The organism is Pseudaeromonas sp. HNCC25DJ182 (genome assembly GCF_055413365.1).
In genome coordinates this window covers 27,864-44,015 of record NZ_JBVAYG010000014.1, presented here as the reverse complement: position 1 = coordinate 44,015, position 16,152 = coordinate 27,864, and the positions used below count along the sequence as shown (strand labels likewise).

At 58.7% G+C, this 16,152-nt stretch carries 12 protein-coding genes; 6 read left to right on the top strand and 6 right to left on the bottom strand.

The features are described 5' to 3' along the window. Positions 1–2 precede the first annotated feature (2 nt). The 3 genes from kdpD to ompA all read left to right on the top strand — a co-directional run bounded on the left by kdpD (position 3) and on the right by ompA (position 4,691). Entirely contained in the window at positions 3–2,693 is a 2,691-nt protein-coding gene (gene kdpD, locus ACZYUB_RS12060; protein ID WP_463948206.1) for a two-component system sensor histidine kinase KdpD, read from the top strand. Between the two features lie 16 nt (positions 2,694–2,709). Then, positions 2,710–3,408 (top strand): two-component system response regulator KdpE, encoded by a 699-nt coding sequence (gene kdpE / locus ACZYUB_RS12055; protein WP_463948204.1) that lies wholly within the window; start codon positions 2,710–2,712, stop codon positions 3,406–3,408. Positions 3,409–3,650: 242 nt separating this feature from the next. Then, positions 3,651–4,691 carry a porin OmpA gene (ompA, locus tag ACZYUB_RS12050; RefSeq protein ID WP_463948202.1) on the top strand — a complete coding sequence of 347 codons (1,041 nt, stop codon included), beginning with the start codon at positions 3,651–3,653 and terminating at the stop codon, positions 4,689–4,691. Positions 4,692–4,755: 64 nt separating this feature from the next. Here the strand turns inward: ompA and ACZYUB_RS12045 are convergent, their stop codons facing one another. Further along, positions 4,756–5,667: a LysR family transcriptional regulator gene (locus tag ACZYUB_RS12045; RefSeq protein WP_463948201.1), complete on the bottom strand. Its 912-nt coding sequence runs from the start codon at positions 5,665–5,667 to the stop codon at positions 4,756–4,758. A gap of 165 nt (positions 5,668–5,832) precedes the next feature. Between ACZYUB_RS12045 and aguA the strand changes: the two genes are divergently transcribed. Together aguA and ACZYUB_RS12035 are read left to right on the top strand one after the other, a co-directional pair. Beyond that, complete coding sequence (gene aguA / locus ACZYUB_RS12040; RefSeq protein ID WP_463948199.1) at positions 5,833–6,927, top strand: agmatine deiminase; 1,095 nt, start codon at positions 5,833–5,835, stop codon at positions 6,925–6,927. 280 nt (positions 6,928–7,207) lie between these two features. Beyond that, positions 7,208–8,911, top strand: a complete 1,704-nt coding sequence (locus ACZYUB_RS12035; RefSeq protein WP_463948197.1) for an amidase — start codon at positions 7,208–7,210, stop codon at positions 8,909–8,911. A 398-nt stretch (positions 8,912–9,309) separates the two neighbouring features. On the opposite strand, the gene ACZYUB_RS12030 is transcribed toward ACZYUB_RS12035, so the two are convergent. The 5 genes from ACZYUB_RS12030 to ACZYUB_RS12010 form a co-directional block, all read right to left on the bottom strand. Continuing rightward, positions 9,310–10,836, bottom strand: a complete 1,527-nt coding sequence (locus tag ACZYUB_RS12030) for a KAP family P-loop NTPase fold protein (protein ID WP_463948195.1) — start codon at positions 10,834–10,836, stop codon at positions 9,310–9,312. Positions 10,837–11,217: 381 nt separating this feature from the next. After that, positions 11,218–11,349 (bottom strand): hypothetical protein, encoded by a 132-nt coding sequence (locus ACZYUB_RS12025; protein WP_463948193.1) that lies wholly within the window; start codon positions 11,347–11,349, stop codon positions 11,218–11,220. A gap of 137 nt (positions 11,350–11,486) precedes the next feature. Next, positions 11,487–11,666 carry a hypothetical protein gene (locus tag ACZYUB_RS12020; RefSeq protein WP_463948192.1) on the bottom strand — a complete coding sequence of 60 codons (180 nt, stop codon included), beginning with the start codon at positions 11,664–11,666 and terminating at the stop codon, positions 11,487–11,489. 21 nt (positions 11,667–11,687) lie between these two features. Beyond that, the gene (locus ACZYUB_RS12015) at positions 11,688–13,658 is read right to left on the bottom strand and encodes an ankyrin repeat domain-containing protein (RefSeq protein WP_463948190.1); all 1,971 of its coding nucleotides are present in this window, start codon (positions 13,656–13,658) and stop codon (positions 11,688–11,690) included. A 94-nt stretch (positions 13,659–13,752) separates the two neighbouring features. Then, positions 13,753–14,991: a DEAD/DEAH box helicase gene (locus ACZYUB_RS12010; RefSeq protein ID WP_463948188.1), complete on the bottom strand. Its 1,239-nt coding sequence runs from the start codon at positions 14,989–14,991 to the stop codon at positions 13,753–13,755. A 251-nt stretch (positions 14,992–15,242) separates the two neighbouring features. Here ACZYUB_RS12010 and ACZYUB_RS12005 point away from each other — a divergent pair, with 251 nt between their 5' ends. Further along, a complete protein-coding gene (locus ACZYUB_RS12005; RefSeq protein WP_463948185.1) occupies positions 15,243–16,115 on the top strand; it encodes a substrate-binding periplasmic protein in 873 nt (290 codons plus the stop codon). The last annotated feature ends 37 nt before the right edge of the window (positions 16,116–16,152 follow it).

Here is a 16,152-nt window from a genome sequence, read left to right as displayed (position 1 = left end):
CCATGAATGTGGATGAACCGCGTCGTCCGGATCCGGATGCGCTGTTGGCCAAGACGCGGCAAAAAGGCAAGCTGAAGGTCTTCTTCGGCTCCAGCGCTGGCGTCGGTAAGACCTACGCCATGTTGCAAGAGGCCCAGCGCCTGCGGGCTCAAGGACTGGACGTGCTGGTCGGGCTGGTGGAAACCCATGGCCGCAGCGAAACCGCAGCGCTACTGGCCGGGTTGGAGGTACTGCCGCTCTCCCATCACTTCTACCGCGGCCATCGACTGGCGGAGTTCGATCTGGATGGCGTGCTGGCCCGTCACCCGGCAGTGGTGCTGGTGGACGAGCTGGCCCACTCCAATGTGCCCGGCTCCCGTCATCCCAAGCGCTGGCAGGATGTGGAGGAGTTGCTGGAGGCGGGGATCGACGTCTTCACCACCGTCAACGTCCAGCATCTGGAGAGTCTCAACGACATCGTCGGCGGCATCACCGGCATCCGGGTGCGGGAAACGGTGCCGGATCGGGTGTTTGATGGTGCCGACGAGGTGGTGCTGGTCGATCTGACCCCGGACGATCTGCGTCAGCGCCTGAAAGAGGGCAAGGTCTACCTGGCCGGTCAGGCGGAGCGGGCCATCGAGCACTTCTTTCGCAAGGGCAACCTGATGGCGCTGCGGGAGTTGGCCTTGCGCCGCACCGCCGAGCGGGTCGATGGTCAGATGCGCGAGTACCGCAGCGACGCCGATATTTCGCGGGTCTGGCATACCCAGGATGCGCTGCTGCTCTGTCTGGGCCCTCAGGATGGCAGTGACAAGGTGGTGCGCACCGCGGCACGGTTGGCGGCCAGACTGGGCAGCCCCTGGCATGCGGTCTATGTGGAAACCCCGCGCCTGCATCGGCTGCCGGAGGCCCAGCGGCGAGGCATCTTGCAGACCTTGAAACTGGCCAGTGATCTGGGGGCGGAGACCGCAACTCTGGCGGCTCCAGACGAGGTGCAGGCCGTGCTCGGTTACGCCCGGGAACATAATCTGGGCAAGATCGTCATCGGCCGTCGCCAGCGGGAATCGTTCTGGCGGCGGGGAGGGCGCTTTGCCGAGCGTCTGGGGCGCCTGGGCGCGGATCTGGATCTGATCGTGGTAGCGGTGGAGAACGAATCGCCTCCACCACGCCCCGCCGAATCGCTGCCTCCGGATCTGCGCAGCTTCAGCGAACGCTGGCAGGTGCAGCTCAAGGGCTGTGGGGCGACCTTGCTGCTCGGTGCCGTGCTGGCGGGCATCTCGCGCCTGCTGATGCCGATCCTCGATTCTGCCAACATCGTCATGCTGTTTTTGCTCGGGGTGGTGCTGATTGCGGTGCGGTTTGGTCGGGTACCGGCGATCCTGGCGGCCATCCTTTATGTCGCCATCTTCGACTTCTTCTTCGTGGTCCCCCATTTTTCGTTTGCAGTCAGCGATGTGCAGTATGTGCTGACCTTTGGCGTCATGCTGGCGGTGGGGTTGCTGATCGGCCAGTTGACTGCCGGAGTGCGCTATCAGGCGCGGATCGCCCAGTATCGGGAGCAGCGCTCGCGGCAGTTGTTCGAGTTGGCCAAGGCGTTGAGTGGTGCCGTCAGTGCCGATGAGATAGCCGCGCTGAGTTGTGACTTTGTCGCCCGCTCTTTCCACGCGCGCACCCAACTGCTGTTGGTGGATGCCGAGCAGCATCTGCTGGAGGGGGTGCCGGGTGCCGATCGTTGCCCGGTGGATCGCGCCGTGGCCCAGTGGTGTCTGGATCGCAAGGCGCCTGCCGGGCTGGGCAGCGATACCCTGCCAGCGCTGGCGCAGCGATTGTTACCATTAACCACGGCCAATCTGACCTTGGGGGTGCTGGTGATTGAACCGGCCAACCTGCGGCTGTTGATGATCCCGGAGCAGTTGCGGCTGCTGGATTTGTATGGCGTGCTGATCGCCATCGCCCTGGAGCGGATTGCCCTGGCTCGTGAGGCCGAGCAGGCCCAGCTCAAGATGGAGTCGGAGCGGTTGCGCAACTCGCTGTTGGCGGCGCTCTCCCACGATCTGCGCACCCCGCTGACCGTGCTGTTTGGTCAGGCGGAGATCCTGACCCTGGAGCTGGGATCGGCGGGACTGCCCCAGGCCCAGCAGGCGGAGGCCATTCGCCAGCAGGTGCTGGATACCTCGCGTCTGGTGAATAATCTGCTGGACATGGCCCGTCTGCAGTCCGGCGGCCTGGCGTTGCGCTGGGATTGGCAGTCGTTGCCGGAGCTGGTGGGCAGCGCCCTGCGCGAGCTGGAAGTCCCCTTACGCGGCCATCCCTTGCAGCGGGATCTGCCGGGCGACTTGCCGTTGCTCTATTGTGACGGCACCATGCTGGAGCGGGTGCTGGTCAATCTGCTGGAGAATGCCAGTAAATATGCCGGCGCCGAGACCCGCATCGGCATCTCGGCCCGTGTCGCGGGCGATGCGCTGGAGGTGCGGGTCTGGGATCAGGGGCCGGGTCTGCCGGAGGGTAAGGAGCAACTGATCTTCGAGAAGTTTTCCCGCGGCGACAAGGAGTCGGTGATCCCGGGCGTCGGTCTGGGGCTGGCGATCTGTCGGGCGATTGTCGAGGCTCATGGCGGTCGCATCTGGGCCGAGAATCGGCCCCAGGGCGGAGCCAGCTTCTACTTCACCCTGCCTCTCAAGACGCCACCCCCTTTGATGGATGAACCATTGTGAATACGCAGGAGGTTGATTGAGCGAAACCTTGGCAACCATTCTCATCGTCGAGGATGAACAGGCGATCCGCCGTTTCGTGCGTACCGCCCTGGAGGCTGAAGGCTTCCGGGTGTGCGAAGCTGATGGTGTGCAACGGGGGCTGCTTGAGGCGGCGACCCGCAAACCGGATCTGGTAGTGCTGGATCTGGGGCTGCCGGATGGCGATGGCCAGGATTTTATCCGGGATCTGCGGCGCTGGAGCCCTGTCCCGGTGATCGTGCTCTCGGCGCGGGTGGACGAGACCGACAAGATCCAGGCGCTGGATGCCGGGGCGGATGATTATCTGATCAAGCCGTTTGGCATCGGCGAGCTGCTGGCCCGGGTGCGGGTTGCCCTGCGACGCCGCGGGCAGAGCCCGGAGGCAGTCTCTCCCGTGATTCGGCTCGGCGAGGTCAGTGTCGATCTGGTCAGTCGCCGTGTCAGCCGGGATGGTGAGGATATTCACTTGACGCCGATTGAATTCCGGCTGCTGGGGGAGCTGCTGGCCCATCCCGGCAAGGTGTTGACTCACCGGCAACTGCTACTGGCGGTCTGGGGGCCGACCTTCATTGAGCACAACCACTATCTACGCATCTACATGGGCCATCTGCGGCAAAAATTGGAGCAAGATCCAACGCTGCCGCGCTATCTACTGACCGAGACCGGGATCGGGTATCGGTATCTACCTGAGTCGTGACTCGGATTTCCGGGACTGTTTTATTGTGTGCTTTAAGAATGGCCAGCTGTTTTTTTCGTCGCACCGTGTGGCATAGGGACTCTTTAAGAGCTAAGCTTTTTGACATCACGCGTGCGCGTGATCTAGTTAATGGACGTGGAGGCCTCCTTGGCTTCCTGTCATCATTGACCGAGCACTCGGGTAACACGGATAGCGACAGTGCACTGTCGCCGATGGGAATCACACAAGAAGAGGCAAAAACGATGAAAAAGACAGCTATTGCAGTGGCGATTGCAGGTTTGTTTGCCATGACGGCAGCTCAGGCTGCCCCGCAAGACAACACCTGGTATGCCGGTGGTAAACTGGGTTGGTCCAATTTCAGCGTCGGTACCAGCGACGTATCCAGCCTGCTGACTGATTATGACGTCGACAGCCATGATGGCGTCGGAGCCGGCGTGTTCGCAGGTTATCAGTTGAACAGCTGGTTTGGGATTGAAGGTGGTTATGACTATCTGGACAAGATGACCTACAAATCCTCTCTTGGCGATGGCGAAGTCAAATCACAAGGCGTCCAACTGGCGGCCAAGCTGAGCTATGACCTGGGTTCCGGCACCGATATCTACGGTAAGTTGGGTGGTTTCAGCTACAAGAGCGAGAATGGCAGCGAGAGCTCCTCTGGTGTCGCCCCTCTGCTGGCATTCGGTACTGAATACGCCATTACCCGGGATTGGGCTGCGCGTTTTGAATACCAATGGGTCAGCAAGATTGGTGACAAGGACGAGATCGGTTTCGAGCCGGACAATGGTTTGTTGAGCCTCGGCGTCAGCTACCGCTTCGGCCAGGTGGCTCCAGCTGCCGCTCCGGCACCGGTTGCTGCTCCTGAGCCAGCACCGGCTCCGGTCACTGTGACCAAGGAATTCAACCTCTCTTCTGATGTGCTGTTTGATTTTGGTCGCTCCAGCCTGAAGCCGGAAGGCGTCGCAGCTCTGGATACCCTGTATAGTCAAATCCAGGCTGAAACTCCGAAAGATGGCTCTGCTCTGGTCGTCGGTTACACCGACCGCATCGGTTCTGATGCTTCCAACCAGGTGCTGTCCGAGAAGCGTGCCAAGACAGTTGCTGACTATCTGGTAAGCAAGGGCATTCCGGCCGACAAGATCTCCACCGAAGGTCGTGGCGAATCCAGCCCGGTTACCGGTACCCAGTGCGACACCGTGAAGGGTAAGAAGGCCGTGATCGCGTGCCTGGCTCCGGATCGTCGCGTGACCATCTCCGTCACCGGCACCAAAGAAGTCACCGAGTAATCTTTTCGCCCTGCGCGGCGGAATGTGAAACTGCAAACGCCAGCCTCAGTGCTGGCGTTTTTGTTTATGGCGCTCTGACTAATTCCCGCATCAGCTGCCGCAACCAGGCTTGTGCCGGTTGCTGATCGTGAACCGGATGCCAGACGCAGTTGAGGTGATAGCTGGGCATCTCGAGCGGCAAATTGACCTGTTTCAGCGGCCAGCCGGTGGCCAGCAGCTCGGCGACCTTGCGTGGCAACACCAGCAGGTGGTCGCTTTGGCTCACGATGGCGGCGGCCGACATATAACTCTGACTGTTGACCGAGATCTCCCGCTGCAGACCCTGGCCTGCCAGAAAGTGATCGACGATGGACTCCCGGGTGCCCAGTGGCGAGTGAAAGACATGGGGAGTGGCGATCAGCTGTGGCAGGCTCAGCGCCTCACCAACCTGGGGATGGTCGCTCCGCACCAGGCCGCACAGCGGCTCGGTGAGCCAGGTCTCCCGGCACAGATGGGGCGGCACCTGCATATATTCATCGAACCCCAGCACCAGATCGATGGCGCCGCTGGCCAGCTCCTGCTCCGGCAGGGTGTCGCGCAGGATCAGAATTTCAATGGTCACCCGGGGCGCCAGCTGCTTGAGACGGGAGATGAGCGGCGGGATCAGCACACACTCCACATAGTCGGTGGTGCTGATGACGAAACGACGGCTCGATTCGGCGGGGATAAACTGCTCCTCGTCGTCCAACTGTTGTTCCAGCAGCAACAGCGCCTGACGCACCCCGGTGTGCAGTTTCAGCGCCCGGGGCGAGGGCATCATCCCCTGGGGTGTGCGCACCAGCAGCGGGTCGGCAAAGAACTGGCGCAGCCGGTTCAGGGCATGACTCATCGCCGGTTGGCTAATATAGAGTTGCTGGGCGGCGCGGGTGACGTTCCGTGCTGTCATCAGGGCGTCAAACGCCAGCAGCAGATTCAGATCCAGCTGATGCAGTTTCATGGCTTGGTTTATTCGCGTGATTAATAGCTAGATGCATATTATTCATTTGATGGATGATGGCGCAAGTTTCTACACTGGCCCCATCTTCGTGTGGCGGCGCGCCTTGACCTGCGCCGCCTGTTGCCGCTTTTCTGGCAGTCACCCTGCCTGCGTGAGGGATCAGTAATGAGCAAACTTTTGAACACCCTGCCTGCCGTCGACGGTTTCTTTATGCCTGCCGAGTGGGCTCCGCAACAGGCGGTCTGGATGATTTGGCCGTTCCGTCCGGACAACTGGCGTGAGGCGGGGCGTTTTGCCCAGTCCACCTTTGCCCAAGTGGCGGATGCCATTGGCGCGGCTACCCCGGTGTTTATGGGCGTGCCTGGCGAGTTTATGGCCCAGGCCCGCGCCATCATGCCAGCCCATGTCACGCTCGTTGAGATGAATAGCGACGACTGCTGGGCCCGCGACACCGGTCCGACCGTGGTCATCAACGCCGCCGGTGAATGCCGTGCCGTGGATTGGGGCTTCAACGCCTGGGGCGGCTTCAAAGGCGGTCTCTACCACCCCTGGAGCCAGGATGAGCTGGTCGCCGGTCAGATGGCCGATCAGCACGGCTTTGCCCGCTACAAGGCGCCCTTGATCCTGGAAGGGGGCTCCATCCATGTCGATGGCGAAGGCACCTGCATCACCACCGCCGAGTGCCTGCTCAATGAAAACCGCAACCCGCATCTGAGCAAAGAACAGATTGAACAGCATCTGCGCGACTATCTGGGCGTGCAGAGCTTTATCTGGCTGGACGAAGGCGTCTATCTGGACGAGACCGACGGCCACATCGACAACATGTGCTGCTTCGTGCGTCCGGGGGAAGTGCTGCTGACCTGGACCGATGATGTGAACGACCCCCAGTATGCCCGCTCCAAGGCGGCGCTGGAGGTGCTCGAGAACACCACAGATGCCAAGGGCCGCAAGCTGAAAGTCTGGCTGATCCCGCAACCGGGCCCGCTGTTTTGCAGCGCCGAAGAGGCCCAAGGCGTGGTAGATGGCAGCGGCGTACCGCGTGACTCCGGCCACCGTCTGGCGGGCTCCTACGTCAACTTCCTGATCACCAACGACCGCATCGTCTATCCGCTGCTGGATCCGGCCACTGACGGTCTGGCCCAGGCCAAGCTGGAAGATATTTTCCCCGACCATACAGTGGTCGGCGTACCGGCCCGCGAGATCCTGCTGGGCGGTGGCAATATTCACTGCATCACCCAGCAGATCCCGAGCGGCAAATAGATCCAGGGCTGCTGATCGTTCCTCCTCCCTTGCTAGTGGCAATGGGGATCCGCGAAGGCAGGGGTGTTCCCATTGAACCAACCGTTGGCGGCAGGGATGCCGCCATCGAGCCCCAGGGATGGGTTTACGGCGTGTTGGTGAAAGGGAATGCCCCTGCATTTGCCTTAAGTGATCGGCATCGCCCGCTGCCAGGGTTTTATCGCTTTAATAACCGGGTGGTCAGGTGCGCTAAATGCGTTGGCTAGCCGGCCAAATCATCATTGTTTTTAGGAGGTCCAGCATGATTGAAGTGACCGAAGTTTCCATTGCCGAGCTGCGTGCCGCGCTCGAATCCGGCCGCACCACGGCGGTCGAACTGGTTCAGGCCTATCTGGCCCGCATCGCCGCCTACAACGGCCCCGAGACCGCCACCAAGCTCAATGCCGTCGTGGTGCCGAATCCCGATGCGCTCAAAGAGGCCGCAGACTCCGATGCCCGCCGTGCCCGGGGTGAGCTGTTGAGCCCGCTGGATGGCATTCCCTACACCGCCAAGGACAGCTATCTGGTCAAGGGGCTGACCGCCGCCTCCGGCAGCCCGGCGTTCAAGGATCTGGTGGCCCAGCGCGACGCCTTCACCATCGAACGGCTGCGCGCCGCCGGGGCTATCTGTCTGGGCAAGACCAATATGCCGCCGATGGCCAATGGCGGCATGCAACGCGGCGTCTATGGCCGCGCCGAGAGCCCCTACAACGCCGACTACCTGACCGCGCCCTTTGCCTCCGGCTCCTCCAACGGCGCTGGTACCGCCACCGCCGCCAGCTTCGCCGCCTTTGGCCTGGCCGAAGAGACCTGGTCCAGCGGACGGGGACCGGCCTCCAACAACGGTCTGTGCGCCTACACGCCGTCGCGCGGCGTCATCTCGGTGCGCGGCAACTGGCCGCTGACCCCGACCATGGATGTGGTGGTGCCCTATGCCCGCACCATGGCAGACCTCCTGGAAGTGCTGGATCTGGTGGTGGCCGACGATGCCGACACCCGCGGCGATCTGTGGCGTCTGCAGCCCTGGGTGCCGATCCCCAAGGCCTCGCAAGTGCGTCCGGCTTCTTATCTGGATCTGGCGGCCAGCGCCGACAGCCTCAAGGGCAAGCGCCTCGGCGTGCCGCGCATGTTCATCAATAAAGATGAATTGGCCGGCACCAGCGACAACCCCGGTATCGGCGGCCCCACTGGTCAGCGTATCCACACCCGCGCCTCTGTGATCGCCCTGTGGGAGCAAGCCCGTCAGGCGCTGGAAGCGGCGGGTGCTGAAGTGATTGAGGTGGATTTCCCGCTGGTCTCCAACTGCGAAGGCGACAGACCCGGCGCGCCCACTGTGTTTAATCGCGGCATCATCAGCCCCGAGTTTCTGCACGACGAGCTGTGGGAGCTCTCCGGCTGGGCGTTCGACGACTTCCTGCGTGCCAACGGCGATCCCAAGCTCAACAAGCTGGCCGATGTCGATGGCCCGCAGATCTTCCCTCACGATCCGGGCACTCTGCCCAATCGCGAGGGCGATCTGGCGGCCGGGATGGACGAATACGTCAAGATGGCCCAGCGCGGCCTCAAGCGGTTCGACGAGATCGCCTCGGTGCCGGACGGCCTGCGTGGTCTGGAGCAGACCCGCAAGCTGGACTTGGAAGAGTGGATGGATGAGCTCAAGCTCGACGCCGTGCTGTTCCCGACGGTAGCCGACGTCGCTCCGGCTGATGCTGATGTGAATCCGGCCTCCGCCGATATCGCCTGGAGCAACGGCGTCTGGGTTGCCAACGGCAACCTGGCGATTCGCCATCTGGGCGTACCGACCGTGACCGTGCCGATGGGGGTGATGGCCGATATCGGCATGCCGGTGGGCCTGACCTTCGCCGGTCGCGCCTATGACGACAATAACCTGCTGCGCTTTGGCGCGGCATTCGAGGCTACCGGCAGCAAGCGCCTGGTACCACCGCGCACCCCGCCGCTGGCCTGATACCTGCTCGACTCGCAGGTATTCATCCAATAAGGCTCCCGATGGGAGCCTTATGTTTATCCGTTCAGAGGTTTTGAGGCTCAGACGTTCATTCAGAAAGTCAGAGGTTTTGAGATTCAGAGTTCCGGGGTTCAGGCGAGACAACCTCTCTCGCCAACTCGCCGTAAACCCTTCCCTGGGGGCTCGATGGCGGCATCCCTGCCGCCAACGGTTGGCTCAATAGGCTATCTCGCCTTCGCTGACTGGTATTACCGTCGAGGTTTTTTTATATTTGTATCTGTGGTCATTAAATTAATGTTGCTATCTGTGAAGATACAATATCCCCGGATATTTCATGTGATGAATATTGAGCTATGTGTAGGGGCTATTGCGGTTTGTTAATCGCCCCTACGGTCATGTCATTGATTAAATATATCTGAAATTTTCAACTGTCGTATCATTTCAGTGAGTTCATTATGTGTTAATAATGTTATTCCGCTGTGAGTTAAATCATTCGCTAAGTTGTTGATGTAGGTAAAATAATAGCCATTCACAATGTCTAAAAATAATATTTTTGCTGCGCCATCGGATGGGTTATCAAAGTCAAGCTTACTTGGCTTATAAATTTGTTTTTGATGACTTGATAGGTTTTCAAATTCAGTAATGAAGAAGTATGCGATTTGATTGTAAAATTCTATTATGTTGCTGTTTGTGGAGTTTGTAATTCTGGTTTTATGTACGGTTATTCCCCCATCTCTGATTTCTGGTTTAATTGATCTAGTGTAATCAAGGGGTTGGATTTGTGATAGGTTTATGGTGAATATTGCCGAAACAAGAAATATTAGATCTATTGCTATTTTATTTTTGAGTTCTATATTCGTCAGGAATACATCTATTTGTGAATAAATGTTCTCTAGCTTTCTAAGTTTAATTTCATTGTTTTCTGCTTGCAATGCCACCAAGGCTCTTAATTTATCTGCAGAGTCTATATTGGGGTAGTAATGATGTTCGGTGAAATCAAGGCCATCGAACGCATTGGCCATGCAGAGAAACTTATAATAATCCGGTTTTGGTAGTGTGATTCGTTGTTTGAAGAAACGGTGTAAATATTCAAATGAATCAAAGCCATTTCCATATACGGCTTTAATGGAATGTTCGAGTTGAGCGGTATCCGTTGAGATAATAAATACCAAATTTTTGATATCAAACAGATGCTTGATAGTTTCAAGCATCTCGATGGCATAGGTGGGCCTACATCGGTCAAGTTCATCAATGAAAATATAAACTTTCTCTTTCCCACTTTTTTCTGATGTTAAGTCAATGAGTTTCTGTAGCTCTGATTTGAAATCATTGGCAAACTCTCGATGCCGTTGGTGTGTTGCAAAGGCATGTTCGCCAAACTCACCCAGTTTATCACTTAAACTCTTTGGTATATCTTGCTCTGAATATTCTATCGCACCAGTAAGAAGGTCATTTATTAACTCAACTGTGTCGTCACCAAAAAATTTTTTACTAACCGCTTTAGCAATGGCTGGTAAAAATGCCTTTGTCAAACCTGCTGATTTTCGCCAGATCCCTTTTTTGATTTCTTCGCAATCATGCACGCTGAATTCATTTTTTAGCTGTTCAGTTAATTGCTGTAGAATTTCTGATGCAACAATTGATAATGGGTCATCAAGATAGTCAGATTTCCATGCATCAATAAATACCACGCCATAGTCTTCCGCTTTTAATAATCTTGACCATTCGGTAACAAAGAATGTTTTACCTGTTCCCCATTCGCCATTTAGATTGGCTACATATCCGGAATCAGATTTTGTGCGGTTAAAATAGTTGGTAAACATTCTTGCCAATCTAAAGCGTTCATCTCCAAAAGCACACTTGGCAAAGGGTTGTTCATTTTTGGGGATCTCTTCTACCTCGACCTGTTCTGTTTGCTCAATCATGATGAATACACTCCCGCTAATTATTTGCTGATAAATTACCAGATTAGGGAGCCAAAAGACTATTAGTTAGTCTCGATATCTCGGTTGACTGGCGCAATTTCCTGGCCTGATTTGGTTCATAGATTGAGGGCTGGTTGAGTGCCGATTCAGGATCCCGAGTGGTCCGGTTCCGCCTTGCAGGCTGCAGTGATTTGCCCACCTCCGGCGGACGGCGGCGGTAAGGGGGCATAAGGCCATGCCCCCTTAACCCCCGGCCTTATATGCCCGCTGCCGCCTGATCCCTCGCTGACCGGCTGGCCTCCGTGACCATCAGCGATGGCACATCCCTGTGCCAGCGCTGACTCTCGCCGCATCCATGCGGCTCATTCCCTGCCGCCAGCCTCACGCTCGGGGCGGCAGAGGGTCGGTGAATGCCTTGGCCTTGCGGAGCATGTCAGGCTCGGTAAGAGCCAGAGCCAGAGCCAGAGCCAGAGCCAGAGCCAGAGCCAGAGCCAGGGCCTTGTCTGATATCACCAGACTCGCCCGACAGCGACTGGGTAGCGCTAAGCTGACCCTCTGCGCCAGGGATGGCGCGGTGGAGCCCCCACGGATGGGTTCATGGCGTGTCAGCGTGAGCTGCCCTGTCGCGGTGGCATTATCAGGATCGCGATTTAGCTGCGCTTGCCCTTGCTGCCCAAGGCTCGCTGCTTGGCGCGTTGTTTCTGGGTGGTTTTGCTATGGCGTCTGGGGCGGCTGACGATCGGCACCGGTTGATAGTCTTTGACCCGGCTCAGATGGATGGTGGCCGGGTGGCCACCATCAACAGGGAGATCAGCATTTAATCCGGGCACAGAGACTGTGCCGAACTGCGGTTATTGATCGGAAATCTGGGTACAGATTTTACCGGCATCATTGTCCTTTTTCAGGCAACGATACTGATTGCCGCCACTGACGCCATGTAGAGGACGCATATCGCGCTCACCGGAGCGCAATCCTCTGCCACAGCCAAACACCCGATAGCGGCCTGTGCTGCCCAGCTCGTGAATTTCGCTGTCGCTGGTGCGACAACCAACCAGCTTACGGACATCATTGAGCTCCTTTTCACCCACCAATGTCGTTTGCAAGGGGCCATCACAGAACCAGGAATTCTGGTCGTTGTGCCAGCAGACCGCCAGCGCCTCCGGCATGGCGCTATCCCATTGCGCTGGCGGCGTGGCTCTGGCCGGAGTGGATGCAGCGGCATCCGTTCGGGTGGGGGTATGGCTATCGACCGGTTGTCGGGTCTGCGCGGCGGCTTGTTGCTCCGCCTGCAGACGCTGCTGCGCCGCCTGAATTTGCTGCTGCAGTTCGTTCAGTCTGGCGGTCGAATCGGGTGGGTTATAGCTGCTGGTATCCGCCGTGTTGTAACTGGATGTGGCCTGGTCCTGATTGGCATTGGCCACCAGCGCATCGGTCACATTGACGAAGGTTTGATACATGGCTTGCTGACGAGCCATGATCTCGGCACTCTTTTTCTCGACGTGAATGTTGCCTTGATCGTCGCAGGTGGCAATTGTCTCCTCATCCGTGTCTTCCTGCGCCTGCTTCTGACATCGGGCCACGTCGGCCAAGCGTCGCTCTTCATCCTGCTGTTCCATCTGCAAAAGCCTCAGCTCCGCTTGAGCTTGTTCCTGGCGCCGTTCGGCTTCCCGCTGCTCGGCGCGTTGCTTCTGGCGTGCAAGGAACAAGGCATCGACACGTTTCCCATGTTCCCAGAGGCAGGGCTCTTTCTGATCACCACAAATCCCTTTACCGTGTAGTTCTCCCGCCTCAAAGCCCCCTTCGTAGAGCAGATGCCACTTCTGGTCTTCCAGTACAAAAAGCTGGCCTTGAGTAAAATATCCCTTTCGGAAATGGGCTTTCACACGCAGGAATCGGCTGCTAGATTCCACTTCGCCCATGCCATCGGCTATCCCTTGCTTGCAACTACCATTCAGCCAGAACCAGTCTGGTTCAAATTGTTTACATTTTTGCGCCTCGACGCGCTTGGCCTGGTCATCCTGAGATTTCTGCTTTTTCTGCTGCGCTAGCTGGGCCACCTCCCGGTCGATCAGTTGGGCGATCTCTGGATGGTTCCACTTTTGCGCCCATGCGCGGGCCGTTTGTCCATCTTCCGAAACCAGGTTCACATCGGCACCCTGTTCGATAAGAAAACTGACCAGTCCGGCATTGCCCATACCTGCCGCCACGATCAGCGGGCTGTAACCCTGCGCCTTGCTACCACCCCAATCGACTTTCTGGCCAAGTTCCAGCAACTTACGGGCGACCTGTATCCTTTCCTCGGTAATTTTTTTATCTTCGGTCGATGAGGATCCCGCTGCTACTAGCAACAGGTATGAAGAGCCAAATCTGGGCTCCAGATCTAAACGGGCACCGTGCTTGAGTAGCGACTCGACCACAGGCCAATTTGCGTAGACGACAGCCAATCCCAGCGGGGTATAGCCATTTATATCGGCAACATAGTTGACGTCGATCCCGCGCTCGAGCAACGCGATAGCGCAATCAGTACACCCGGATGTCAGCGCCATCTCCAGCGCTGTGCTGCCCGACTGGTCTTTGGCCGCCGGATTGGCACCGTGCGCCAGCAGGGTTTTGACTATGTCGCTAGAGCCATTGGTCGCCGCCATCATCAACGGGGTTCCGCCGTTCATGGCATCATGATTGTCAGGCGGTGTTCCCTGATCGAGCAAAGCATTGACCTGCGCCAGATCATTTTGCGCGATCGCCTCATCCAGGGAGGAAACAGTCGCACAGCCTGACAGCAGCGTCAGGACCAGCAGGCAAAAGCCACAACGTCTATTCATCTTTCTCTCATCCATGAAATCAGAACAATCAGTGTATTCAACTCTGATGCGCGAAAAAACCGCCCATCCCACGAATGGCGAACAGGATCCGGCCTCAGCGATATTTCCCTGTAGCCTTGCCGCCCAACGCTCGCTTCTTGGCGCGTTGTTTTTGCGCGGTTTTGCTATGGCGTCTGGGGTCGGGGGCAGCTTTGGTCAGATCCGGTTCGAAGCCGGGGAACCATTGCTGGGGCAGGCGCTGATCCAGCGCGGCTTCTACCTCTTCCAGGCGCAGGGCGTCTTCGGGGCTGAATAGGGTGATGGCGAGCCCTTTCTTACCGGCGCGGCCGGTGCGGCCGATGCGGTGCACATAATCTTCGGCGACATGGGGCAACTCCAGATTCAGCACATAGTTCAGCTCGGGGATATCCAGCCCGCGGGCGGCGACATCGGTGGCGACCAACGCCTGCAGGCTGCCGTCACGGAACGACCGCAGCACTTTCTCCCGCGCCGCCTGGGAGAGATCGCCGTGCAGGGCTTGCGCCTGTACCCCGTGCGCCAGCAGTTGCTGGGCCAGCTTGTCGCAGCCCAGGCGGGTGCGGCTGAAGATGAGCACCGGCTGGTAGCCCTTGACCCGGATGAGATGGCTGACCAGCTCGGCCTTGCGCTCGTTATCCACCGCATAGACCCGCTGCTCAATCTCGCGGGCGGTACTGTTGCGCGGTGCCACCTCGATGCGTTGCGGATCCCGCAGCCGACTCTTCGCCAGCTGGTAGACGCCGTCGTTGAAGGTGGCGGAGAACAGCAGTGTCTGGCGCGCATCGGGCAGTTGCGCCAGCAGGGCGTTGATCTCGTCAGCAAAGCCCATATCCAGCATGCGGTCGGCCTCATCCAGCACCAGCACCTCGATGCCCGCCAGCGACACCACCCCCTGGCGCAGATGGTCCAGCAGGCGGCCCGGGGTGGCGATTACCAGCTCGACGCCGGATTGCAGCACCTCGGCCTGGGCGGCAATGCTGACGCCGCCGTAGACCAGCGCGGCCCGTAATTGGCTGCCAGCTCCGTACTGCTCGACGCTCTGGTGCACCTGCATCGCCAGTTCGCGGGTCGGCACCAGGATCAGGGCGCGCACCGTCGAGGTGGGCTGGGCCGCCGGCTGCGTCAGCAGCCGTTGCAGGATCGGCAGCACAAAGGCGGCGGTCTTGCCGGTGCCGGTCTGGGCGCCGGCCATCAGATCCTGACCGGCCAGAATGACGGGGATCGCCTGCTGCTGGATGGGCGTGGGCTGGTGGTAACCCAGACGCTGCAGGTTCTCCAGCAGGACGGGGGCGAGGGCAAGATCGGCAAATGACATGGTGGCACCTTGAGAATCAACGAAAATCGCCACGGCACGGGGCGATGGGAGCTAGGGGCCATGGTAGCAGATCTGTGGGTTTTGCTCCCAAGCTGTGCGCCGAGAGTGTGCTGACGCCGTTCAGCACGGGGCCTCGCCCGTGCTGTGCTAGTCTTGCCACAGGGAGTTTCGCTGCAATGATGGTCGCGACGCCGACATTCGGCGTGTCGCAAGTCGGGTGTCGGGATAGGGATCATCAATCGAGATCAGTGATGGTGAAGAGATTCTGGTATGGGCTCAGTTGTTGTCTGCTGTGTGTCTGGCTGCCGGTCAGGGCTGAGCTCTGTTCGATTCGTTACTTCCAGCAGGATGCCCGTTACGCCTATCGCACCGCCCTGTTACGGCTGGTGCTGGATAAGACCCAAGAGCTGGGTGCATGCCGCTTAAGCCCGCAATTTACCACCGTGACCCAGGATCGGGGCTTGGCGCTGATGCAGGAGGGGCGTATCGATGTGGTGTCGATGCCGACCACCCTGCAGCGGGAGCGGGATCTGCGTGCGGTGCGATTTGATGTCCTGCGCGGGCTGCTGGGGTACCGGGTGCTGCTGATCCGCAAACAGCAGCAAGCCGATTTCGCCGCTGTCCAGTCGCTGGCCGAATTGCGCCACTTCCGGATGGGTTTCGGCATGCATTGGGCGGATCTGCCGCTGCTGCAATACAACGGTTTTCGGGTTGTCGCCGCCCCCCATTATGAGTCCCTGTTTGCCATGCTGGCTCGTGGGCGCTTTGACGGCTTCCCTCGGGGGTTGAATGAAGCCTGGCAGGAGCTGGGCGAGCAGAAGGCTGCTTTCCCGGAGCTGATGGTAGAGCCGACGTTGGCCTTTCATTACCCCTGGCCGGTCTATTTTTTCGTCCGCAAGGACAATCAGGCCCTGGCCGAGCGTCTGCAACTCGGTTTGCAGCGCGCCCAAGCCGATGGCTCCTTGCGCCAGCTCTTTATGCAGCACCATGGCCAACTGTTACAGCAAGCCCAACTGGCGCAACGACGCCTGTTTTTACTCAGTAATCCCTCCTTGCCGCCCGGCACGCCGAAAGCAGATACCAGTTGGTGGTTACCCGCGACGCAAAAACTGTCTGGACATTGAGAGGGGTTCTCAATAACATGAGTGTTATAACATAACA